Below are 10,184 nucleotides of genomic sequence, written 5' to 3' on the forward strand. Positions count from 1 at the left end.
GCGGTTGCGCACCCAGCGTTAAAACCGTGTTCGGCAACTGGACGATCGAGATTTGTGGTGTTGTCGACGGACCCGGATGTAGAAAATTCGAAGCCTGCTGCAGCACCGGCTCAGGCGTTGGTGTGGCTTTCCCGGCCCCGAATCGAAAGTCGTGTGTTACCTGCGCGCTACAAAAATCCGCCATCTGCGCGTAAGACGACTTTCCTTGATTCGGCTGAGATTCCATTTCATAGCTATGCAAATAGCGTGCAGCCCCACATAACGTTGAGCAGCTTTAGACCCAATGCAGAGACAGCGGTTGCTTTCAAAGAATTGCGGCCACCTTTCCTTTGCTTCGCCGATTGGTAGTTAGCAAAGTCCACAAAACGTCACGGCGTCGATTCTGCAGCATGCCGGGAAACTGCCTGACGAACTGTACAAATCGCTGACCTGGGATCGGGGCAAGGAGATGGCTGACCATAAACGCTTCACCGTGGCAACCGACATCAAGGTCTACTTATGTGATCCATACAACCCGTGGCAACGCGGATCGAACGAAAACATGAACGGGCTCCTGAGACAGTATTTCCCCAAAGGAATCGATCTCTCTGCGTATTCGCAGGCAAAACTCAATGCCGTGGCCAGGCGGCTCAACGAACGTCCAAGGAAAACTCTAAACTTTGATACACCGGCTGAGCGATTTCATCAATCTATTGCATCGACCGGTTGAATCCGCAAAGTCGAATGGCCATTAGCCTTTCGGGGCCGAAAGGTCGAGCATCGGTGTGAAGGACGGCTGCTTAACGAGCATCGCGCCATAGGTCTGGGCCAAGGACGGTCAGTACGGCGAGCCCGATGCGTGAGGGCCGGACCGACAGCCGCGGCCGAAAGGTTTGACGCGGCGAAGTATGTGAGCACTCGGCGAAGTCGCCGTGGAACGGCTGGGTCATGAAGACGACGGGCGCGTCCACGTAATACAGGGTGCTGAACTGAGCGGTGAATTGTCCGCCTCCGCCCGACCGTTAAGTTCGTGACCACAAGGTAAGTCTATCCCCGTCAACAGTACCGCGTAATTTGTCGTGCCCCCTCAAAGTAGCTTGCCTAAGGCACATTGCTCTTTCAATCGAGCCAAAGGGTAGCGGTCGCCCCTATCCTGCCATTTGTCCCGGGTCGCAGTGGAATTTTCGGAGTACGGCGGTCGTTTACTCTTCTCTGGCACAACTCGCGGAGCAATTTCTCAGTCAGACTGAGGAGGGTAGTCATGTCGAAGGTCTCTTGGGGTCTCAAAGCGGCGGCCACGATCGTCCTCGCCGCCGGCTTAACAATCGGGCATGCCGCTGACGATGATGCTTACGTCGTCGCACCACTCGTGTCCAACCTGGCAGGCGCTGCCCCGAAGGTCGACGGGGTACTGCAGAACGCCTGGGGAATTGCCTTTAGTCCGGCAGGAAGTCCGTTCTGGATCAACGACAATGCGACAGGCTGCTCGACGCTATATGACGGTGAGGGGGCAAAGGTGGCGCTGCAGGTCTCTATTCCGCTGCCTGGCAATGTCATACCGACCGGCGCCTGTCATCCCGTCTTTCCCAACAATCCACCGAATCCCACGCCCGCGGCGCCGACCGGAATTGTGTGGAACCCCTCAGCCGCGTTTCTCGTGCCAGGTACCAAGATCCCGGCCGTATTCATCTTCGCGACCGAGGACGGCACGATTTCCGCTTGGGCCGGTGGGTTGAATCCGGCAAACAACGCCGTGATCGCGGTGGACAACTCGTCCTCTCCATCCGCCGCCAGCGGGGCCGTCTACAAGGGTCTCGTCTTCGGTGTCAACGCGAAAGGAGGATTTCTGTTTGCGACGAACTTCCGGTCGGGTCGGATCGACGTATTCGGGCCGAGCGGTACGAACGGCTTGTTCACGCCCGCGCCGACAGACGGCGCCTTCACGGACCATGACATCCCGGCTGGCTACGCCCCGTTTGGTATCGCAAACATCGACGGCGACCTTTTCGTAACTTATGCGAAACAGAACGATCAGAAGCATGACGATGTTGCAGGTAACGGTCACGGATTCGTCGATGTATTCGACACCGACGGTCACCTGCTGCGCCGCTTTGCCAGCCGAGGGTCGCTCGACTCGCCGTGGGGAATCACGCGCGCATCGTTTGCGTTCGGGCGCTTCAGCGGCAAGATTCTGATTGGTAATTTTGGCAATGGCCGAATCAATGTCTTCGACGATAACGGCAGGTTCCTCGATCTCCTTGAGGATGCGTACGGCAATCCACTGGCTATCGACGGCCTGTGGGCTCTCACTCTCGGTGGCGGCCGCAACTCGGACTCGGACACACTGTACTTCTCGGCAGCTCCTAACAAAGAGACCAACGGACTGTTCGGTACCATCATTCCATTGAGCGCCTCCAAGGCGCGAGCGTCCGGTCAGCACAGGCAATAGCTGGCAGTCACGTGTGGCTCCCTGCGCCACCTCATGGCGGTGACCTCGTCACAGCCATGAGGTGGCGAGCATGCAGCGCGACGGATCTCCAGGCGCTCTCACCAACATTGCGTCTGGAAACGGTCCGAATCCGGTCCGACGTTGAATCGGCGGAGTGCTCCACACCGGTGCGATCCGTGCCACACCGTTTCGATTGAAGAACGCTCGGGCCATTCGCATCATGTTCCGTTCGCCCTCAACCGGATTCGCGACGATCCAACGAGATGATCGGTGCGCAGCCATTCGCACTTTCGAGCCGTAGAGACGAGCTGGGCAAACCCGAGATAGCAGAGCAACTCGGCACGCGCGTCGTTTTTGCGACGCGCCGCCCTTAGCTCCTGCCGGCTACTCCAAGGCGCCTAGTTCCCTCTTATTCCCCGAGTGCGTGATGGACCGGTTCGCCATCCCGCCCATCGCCAGAAAATACACTACAGCGGCTGCGATAAAGCCAATCGGCCACGCAAATGCTGCAATTGCGGAGAGCGTGGGAACCAGCGCAATCGCAACAGCCACGCCCGCGGTCGGAACGAACACGGCCAGTGCCCTAGTATTGAATCCATTGCGATAGAAGTATTCACCGCCTTCGTCCGACCGATACAGGTCATCGATATTGACCACGCCGCGCCGAATCAGGAAATAGTCGGCGGCCATTATCCCGAAGAGCGGGCCGAGAAAAGCGCCGAGCCCACCCAGAAAGTAGTTCACGACGACGGGATTCGAGTACAGATTCCAGGGCATGACCACAAGTGCAAGTACTGCGCTGATGATCCCGCCGCGACGGAACGTAATCCGCTTGGGCCACACGTTTGCCAAATCGTAGGCCGGCGAAACGAAGTTGAGGACGACGTTGACTCCGATCGTCGCAACGACGAACATCAACGCACCGACCACCAGTACGAACGTATTCGGCACTTTTGCAAGGATCAATGCCGGGTCGGTGATAGCCTTACCGAAGACCACCACGGTGCCGATTGTCATCGTGATGCTGATCGCCGCGAAGGCTGCAAAATTGATTGGGATTCCCCAGAAATTTCCCACGATCACCGCGCGTTCCGTTTTTGCAAACCGAGTGAAGTCGCAATAGTTGAGCAACATGGTTGCATATGTCGAAACAAGCAGAAATGCGCCCGTCAGGATACCCTGGATCGCCCCGCTACCCGATAGCGGCTTGACGGATAGATTCATCGGAATATGCCAGTCGGCCATTGCGAAGAGCCAGACAGCCATCAGAAGCATCACAACCCACACGACGGGGCCGGCCCAATCCTGGAACCGACGGACCGCCTCCATGCCCCGTGTGATAACTAGCAGTTGCATCACCCAGAGAAACACGAAACAGGCCCAACCCAGATATGAAAGGCCGAGCAGGCTCTGATCCTGCCAATGCTGCAACCCTGGGTTCATTCGCAGAAGGAGCACGACTACTGCGGTCGATGCAAGGTAGGTCTGAATGCCGTACCAGCAGATTGCGATGACGGCGCGGATCAGCGCCGGTACGTTGGCACCCCAGACGCCGAAGCTGATTCTCGCCATGACGGGAAAAGGAATCCCCGTTTGCGCTCCCATCCGTCCCGCCCAGTTCATGCCGAAGAACAGAATGCCCGTTCCTATCAGAATCGCCGCAAGTACCTGCCATCCCGTCAGGCCTAGAACAAACAGCCCTGCAACGAACGTGTAGGTGCCAATGTTATGGATCGCCGACATCCAGACAGCAAAGAAGCTGTAAGAAGTCCACTTCCGCTCGATGGCGGGCGCCAGGTCTTCGTTGTAGAGCCGACCAGTCGGGTCGAGTTTGGCAAGATGCTTGTGCTGCTTTTCCACGATCACGTCTCCTCGGCATAAGCCGGTCGTTGCTGTTGAATCAGCGAAACGACGGGCCCTCCATGAATGTAACAACCGCAACGCTCAACGGCCGCGTCTGACTTAGTCGCGCATGCCGTGAGGTGCAAGCGTCGGCACGCCGCAACTCTCACGCATGAATGTTGAACAATCCGTCCGAAGAGGGATTGGATTAATCCTTCTGTCCATTGTTCAGCAACCGTTCAAGCGGTTCGGGCAGGCCCGAGTTCGGCTTGACTGGCGGATGGGTGAAGCTGCCTTTCGTTGCTTTTTTGGGGCGTAGCTGGATAAGGCCCTCAAGCTGAATAATCGCGCTCGACACGCCATCGACCACCGGCACCGGCAATTCGTTACGGATCTCACGCGCGAGCCCCGCGAGTGGAGCGCCGGCGATGATGATCACGTCGGCCCCGTCGTCGTCGACCACCTGCTTACACAGCGTCTTCAGTCTTCCGGCGTAATCCTGTTGCACGCTGCCGATATCGCGTAACGGTTCGTCGAGCGCGCGGATGCTGGCGAGCCGGCCCGCCAGATGACTGCGTTCGACAGTCTCGCGGTACCACGCTTTGATTCGGGGCGAGATCGCAATAATCGAGAAGCGCTGCCCGAGAATTGCCGCGGTCATGAGTGATGACTCTGTCAGGCCGACTACGGGCACGTCGATCAGTTCCTTGATGCCCTGGAGGCCTGGGTCACCGAATGCCGCAACCACGACACCATCGTAAGTTCCATGACGTTCGGCCGCCACGCATGCGGTCGCGTACGCGCCAACCAGTGCTTCAAGGCGTGTCTCGATGTACGCAACTCCGAACGGTGCGGTCGCGACCTCGATTTCTGTACCAGGCGAGGCGCAGCGCTGCGCCTCCGCATGAATCAGCGTCGAGACACTTTCGGAGATGTTGGGGTTGATCACCAGTATCTTCATGTTGTGCTCCGATATCAGAGGTCGACGAACTGCGGTTTGCCCGCGGCGAGAAAGCGACCCCGACCGGCCTCCGGCTCGAGATAGCGGCCGCTATCGACCAGCAGTTCCCCGCGTGACAGACAGTGCTTCGGCCAGCCTTGTACAGTTCGGCCCTCATAGGGCGTATAGTCCACGTTGTGGTGCAGCGCGTCATTGCTGATGGTGACATGCTTGTTTGGGTCCCATAGCACGATGTCGGCGTCGGCGCCAACCGCGATCGTACCCTTGCGCGGGTAGAGGCCATACAGCTTGGCAGGGTTCAGGGACGTCAGCTCAACGAACTTGTTCAGTGAAAGCGTACCGTGGCTCACACCATCGAACAGCAGCGGCAGCCGGGTCTCGATGCCGGGGATGCCATTCGGGATATGCTCGAAGGACACCTCGTTGCCACCGGGCTTCTTGCCCTGCGGATCGTTGTATGAGAATGGCGCGTGGTCAGACGAGAACACACTGAAAACACCACGCTTTAGCGCACTCCACACAGCCTTCTGGCTGGACGCATCGCGCGGCGGCGGACTGCAAACACACTTTGCGCCGTGGTAGCCGTCCTCATGGCCGAGGTCTCCGGCGGTCAGGTACAGATACTGAGGGCAGGTTTCGGCGTAAATGTTGAGGCCGCGTCGCTGCGCCCATTCAATCTGCTCGATCGCGTCCTCGCCCGACACGTGAACGATAAGGATAGGCACGTCGACGAGCTCGGAAAAGGCGATCGCTCGATGCGTCGCCTCTCGCTCGACCACTGCTGGCCGTGATGCCGCGTGATACTTTGGCGCGTGCTTGCCGGCTTCGGTGAGCTTGTCGGTCAACCACGCGATGCAGTCAGAATTCTCGGCATGCACCATGACGAGCGCCTGGTTGCGCCGCGCAACATCCATCACCTCAAGTATCTCGCGGTCGCTGAGCTTGAGGTCATCGTAGGTCATATAGATCTTGAACGACGTGTAGCCAGCCGAGATCAGTTCTGGCAACTCGCGTTCTAGCACCTCCGGCGTCGGATCGGAGACAATCAGATGGAACGCGTAATCGATGACCGCGCGACCGTCGGCGCGGCGATGATAGTCGTCGACGGCCGCCTGGAGCGACTGGCCCTTCGCCTGCGCCGCGAAGGGGATCACGGTCGTGGTGCCGCCGCACACGGCAGCACGCGTACCGCTGTGGAAATCATCCGCCATCTTCAACCCGTCAGGCATTGGCTGATCGAGATGGCAGTGTGCGTCGATACCGCCGGGCAACGCCAGCAGGCCGGTGGCGTCGATCTCGCGCCGGCCTGCAACGAGATCGCGGCCCAGCGCGACGACGATGCCGTCCTTCACGCCGATGTCGCAGTTAAAGCGCTCAGACGCGGTTACCACGTCGGCATTGCGGATTACCAGGTCGTACATTGATGTCATGGCAGGTCTCTCACGCAGCTTCGGAAAACAGCCGACCCCATCCCGCGAGTCGGGTCGTATCGTAGCCGGCAAGCTTCAGCGACTTCCATATCACGGTGGAGATGGTGTCGTAGAGCGGAATACCGTGTTGCTGCTCCACTTCTGAGGCCAGATGCGCGGCGTGCAGGTTGGTGCAAAAGGTGACGATTGCCTCCGGGCGGTGCATCGCGACCTCGCTGATCTGTGCGCGGAGCCTATCTTCGGTGACTTCAGAAAACTGGAAGTTCACCTTCAGGCCAAGATGGCTTTCGGAAGAGCAGTCGATGCCGTTAGCGCGGTAATTGGCGACGATCTTCTGCTGAACCTCCTCGAGGTACGGACTGACCAGACCGAATTTCTTCACGCCGGTCTTGTCCAGGATCTCGTTCAGTGCCAGCACCGAGGTGGTTGCGGGAATGCCGGTCGCCTCCTCGATCTCGCGACACAGGCGGCGGTCGGTCTCGAAACCGAGCCAGCCGGATGAGGTGCCATTCCATGCGATCACATTGACCTTGGCGTCGGCGAGCAGCCTGGCGGCCTGAATGATGTTGGTTGTGTCGAACTGGCCAAGTGCTCGCTCGGACAGCGAGATCTCGGTGACCGTAAAGCGCGAGAAATGGGCGCTGACACCGGGCAACCATCGCGCTCGTAATCGGTTCGAGCGCGGTGTTGGACGAGGGGGTAAGCATGCCAAGCAGGACGCGTTTGCTCATAATCAAGTCAGCAATCAGTTGTGAAAGGTAAAGAGAGTCCGGCTCAGACCGGCAATTTGCGTTCGTAGTCGATGAGCGTCGAACACACGAAGAGCCCCACGCCTGCGGCAGCGAAAAACATCAGGGCCAGAAAGTAGGATCCAGTGGTCTGCACGATCAGGCCAACAATGATCGGAACGAGGACTCCGCCGATATTGCCGCCCAGATTCATCAAGCCGCCGAGAAAGCCGATCTTGTTGCGCGTGCCGAGGATGGATGGCAGGCACCAATAGAGACCGCACCAGCGCAGGAAGAACAAGGTGGATGCAAGCAACACCACCACCGTCACCGGATCCCCGACATAAGCCACCGAGAAGATCGATACCGTGGCCGCTACGGCGGCGATAGCGAACAGCGTGCGCATCACGCGGTTGGGCGAACCACCGGCCGCCTTCCACTTGTCGGCGATCCATCCGCCGACAAGTTCACCGACGAAGCCGCTAAAGAAGATCGCGAAGCTGGCTCCGCCCATCTGCTGGATATTGAAGCCGTGGACCTTGTTCAGATAGTTCGGCATCCAGGTGAGCAAGCCGTAGAACACCGAGTTGAAGCACATCCAACCGAAGAACATGCACCACACCGAGCGGTACCGGAAAAAATCAAGGCTACGCCCGCTCGCATGAACCGGCTCGCTGCGGTGTTCTTCCTCCAGGGCCGCTTCGAGATAGTCTGCTTCGGCCTGATTGACTGCCGGATGCTCGCGCGGGTTGTTTCGGATGTAGTACCAGGCAAACAGGCCGGCGAGCATCGTGCCAACACCGGCCACCACGAAGGAGGTGCGCCAGGATCCGAACTCGCTGATAAGCCCGGAGATGATCACCGCGCCGAGTGCCGCCCCCAACGGGGCGCCACCATCAAGCAGGGTCGCCCCGCGGCCGCGTTCATGGCGCGTCATCCACATTGCGTTGAGCTTGCCGCCTGCCGGGTAGATCGGTGCTTCGGCAAGCCCCAGACCGAGTCGGGTGAGAATCAGCGCAGTTGCTGTTGAACAGACTGCAGCAATGCCCTGGAAAAAGCCCCAGAACAACGTGGCGCACGCGATCACGATGCGCGGCTTGAAACGGTCAGCGAGCATGCCCCCCGGGATCTGCATGAACGCGTAGGTCCAGAAGAACGAGCTGAGAATCAGTCCCTGCATTGCAGGGGCAATATCGAACTCCTTTGCGATCAGGGGCATGGCGACGGACAGCGAGGCCCGGTCCACATAGTTGATCGAAATCAGCATCAACATGATCAGGAATACTTTCCAGCGTACGCCGGTCCTGACCTCAGCCTGCTCGGCTGCATCTACGACTCGCATTTGTGTCTCCTCCGTTGTGCCTGAAATGGCATTCGGGTTTCAGTTTTGTAACCGGGACCACTCGCGTCCCGGTGCGCCGTATGCGCAGGGGCAGTATATGATGTGTAATTATAAATTACAAGCGTCGTAAGTACTTGAACTTACGACATATTAATTTTCTGGAGCTGCGGGCCAACCTGTACGACAATTAAGCAGAACGGGAAGAGTCAACACAAAAACAGAGGCAACATGGACATGAAGTCACCACCGACTGATACACGCAAGCGCATCAGCCTTCGCGGCACGGGCATGTACGCCGCGATCGCGGAGCGATTGCGCGAGATGATCCTCGAAGGCGAATTGACTCCCGGCGAGCATATCGACGAGAAAGCGCTGTGTGAACAGTTCGACATCTCCAAAACGCCGGTACGCGAAGCGCTCAAAACGCTAGTGACCGAGGGGCACGTGACACACCGGCAGCACATGGGCTATCAGGTCGCACCGATCGACAAGGACGAGATTGCTGCCATTTTTGAAGTGCTGCATGGACTGGAGGAAACCGCCGGACGGCTTGCGGCGCAGCGTATTGACGACAAGCAGATGAAGGTGCTGCTGGAGCGCCATCGCACCATGGAGACCTATCACCGCGAGGGCAAGCGTACGGCCTATTACCGCGCCAACCAGAAAGTGCATCAGCACATCGTCGATGTCGCCGGCAATCCTGTTCTATCCGATCTGTACGCTTCGCTGATGAGCAAAATCCACCGCGCGCGAGGTGCGGCCAATGCAGATGTGCTGCGCTGGGTCGAGTCTCTTGGCGAACACGGTGAGATATTGGAGGCACTGTCCAAGCGCGACGGCGCATGTCTCTCTCGGTTACTACGCGAACATTCGGAACACACGGCAGCGGAAGTGATGAAAGTGCTAGAGGCCACGAGCGACAAGTAGCGAAGGTCTGTGAAACTCGCATCGGCCGGTTCATAGGTTTCTGGTCGTCCGCGACCCCACATCAAACCATCGACGATACCCGTGCCGGCATAGGGGCGCGCCGTGTAGACCCTGCTATAACGCATTCGCGCTTTGCGACGCTGCGCTTGGCTTTCGCGGACGACGCGTCAGTTTTCCGGACGCTATATTGCGCAACCGTTCCCGCCACCCGTTCCTGCACCATGGCTCCGGATTCGGATCTGCCTATCCCTGCCGCGTGCGATGCGGCCAACAGCAAGCGAACGAGCGACGCGCCCCACAAGTTGGGCGCAATCGGTCACTTCAACGTAGCGAGATGGCATTCTGCCGCACTCACAGATAGGATCCCTCCCTCGGGCACCCTCGGGCGGAGGGGGCCGAATTCCGTCTGACGTACGCCAGCATGAATATTCCACGCCAAAGTAAGCAAGGATTCCACGGCAAAAAGAACACGAATTCCACGGCAAAGTGAATGCCGATTCCACGGCAAAAAGAACAGGGTTTCCAC

General features: G+C 58.6%; 7 protein-coding genes and 3 pseudogenes. 3 read left to right on the top strand and 7 right to left on the bottom strand.

The features are described 5' to 3' along the window. Positions 1 to 226 (bottom strand): annotated as a pseudogene (locus AWB81_RS47530) (hypothetical protein); the annotation flags it as partial. 147 nt (positions 227 to 373) lie between these two features. Here AWB81_RS47530 and AWB81_RS37525 point away from each other — a divergent pair. Together AWB81_RS37525 and AWB81_RS37530 are read left to right on the top strand one after the other, a co-directional pair. Then, positions 374 to 709 (top strand): annotated as a pseudogene (locus AWB81_RS37525) (IS30 family transposase); the annotation flags it as partial. 531 nt (positions 710 to 1,240) lie between these two features. Continuing rightward, positions 1,241 to 2,428 (top strand): TIGR03118 family protein, encoded by a 1,188-nt coding sequence (locus AWB81_RS37530; RefSeq protein WP_062643062.1) that lies wholly within the window; start codon positions 1,241 to 1,243, stop codon positions 2,426 to 2,428. A gap of 384 nt (positions 2,429 to 2,812) precedes the next feature. On the opposite strand, the gene AWB81_RS37535 is transcribed toward AWB81_RS37530, so the two are convergent. From AWB81_RS37535 to AWB81_RS37555, 5 genes and pseudogenes are all read right to left on the bottom strand, one after another. Then, on the bottom strand, positions 2,813 to 4,288 hold the full coding sequence (locus AWB81_RS37535) for an NCS1 family nucleobase:cation symporter-1 (RefSeq protein WP_200822610.1): 1,476 nt from the start codon (positions 4,286 to 4,288) through the stop codon (positions 2,813 to 2,815). Between the two features lie 190 nt (positions 4,289 to 4,478). Continuing rightward, positions 4,479 to 5,231, bottom strand: a complete 753-nt coding sequence (locus AWB81_RS37540; protein WP_062643064.1) for an aspartate/glutamate racemase family protein — start codon at positions 5,229 to 5,231, stop codon at positions 4,479 to 4,481. Between the two features lie 14 nt (positions 5,232 to 5,245). Then, a complete protein-coding gene (hydA, locus tag AWB81_RS37545; RefSeq protein ID WP_062643066.1) occupies positions 5,246 to 6,661 on the bottom strand; it encodes a dihydropyrimidinase in 1,416 nt (471 codons plus the stop codon). A gap of 10 nt (positions 6,662 to 6,671) precedes the next feature. Continuing rightward, a pseudogene (locus AWB81_RS37550) lies at positions 6,672 to 7,392 on the bottom strand (maleate cis-trans isomerase family protein). 43 nt (positions 7,393 to 7,435) lie between these two features. Continuing rightward, positions 7,436 to 8,731 (bottom strand): MFS transporter, encoded by a 1,296-nt coding sequence (locus AWB81_RS37555; RefSeq protein WP_062643068.1) that lies wholly within the window; start codon positions 8,729 to 8,731, stop codon positions 7,436 to 7,438. A gap of 228 nt (positions 8,732 to 8,959) precedes the next feature. Between AWB81_RS37555 and AWB81_RS37560 the strand changes: the two genes are divergently transcribed. After that, positions 8,960 to 9,658, top strand: coding sequence for a GntR family transcriptional regulator (locus AWB81_RS37560; RefSeq protein ID WP_235026110.1), 699 nt, complete (start codon positions 8,960 to 8,962; stop codon positions 9,656 to 9,658). 316 nt (positions 9,659 to 9,974) lie between these two features. On the opposite strand, the gene AWB81_RS47535 is transcribed toward AWB81_RS37560, so the two are convergent. Further along, positions 9,975 to 10,184, bottom strand: a 210-nt coding sequence (locus AWB81_RS47535) for a hypothetical protein (protein ID WP_235026111.1), incomplete at its 5' end; no start/stop codon positions are given.

It is taken from the genome of Caballeronia arationis (genome assembly GCF_001544975.2).
Classification (GTDB): Bacteria; Pseudomonadota; Gammaproteobacteria; order Burkholderiales; family Burkholderiaceae; genus Caballeronia; species Caballeronia arationis.

What these genes read in the sequence shown, in the direction of transcription:
- AWB81_RS37530 (WP_062643062.1), top strand. Translation starts at nt 1,241, where the DNA reads ATGTCGAAGGTCTCTTGGGGTCTCAAAGCGGCGGCCACGATCGTCCTC.
- AWB81_RS37540 (WP_062643064.1), bottom strand. Translation starts at nt 5,231, where the DNA reads ATGAAGATACTGGTGATCAACCCCAACATCTCCGAAAGTGTCTCGACG.
- hydA (WP_062643066.1), bottom strand. Translation starts at nt 6,661, where the DNA reads ATGACATCAATGTACGACCTGGTAATCCGCAATGCCGACGTGGTAACC.
- AWB81_RS37555 (WP_062643068.1), bottom strand. Translation starts at nt 8,731, where the DNA reads ATGCGAGTCGTAGATGCAGCCGAGCAGGCTGAGGTCAGGACCGGCGTA.
- AWB81_RS37560 (WP_235026110.1), top strand. Translation starts at nt 8,960, where the DNA reads ATGGACATGAAGTCACCACCGACTGATACACGCAAGCGCATCAGCCTT.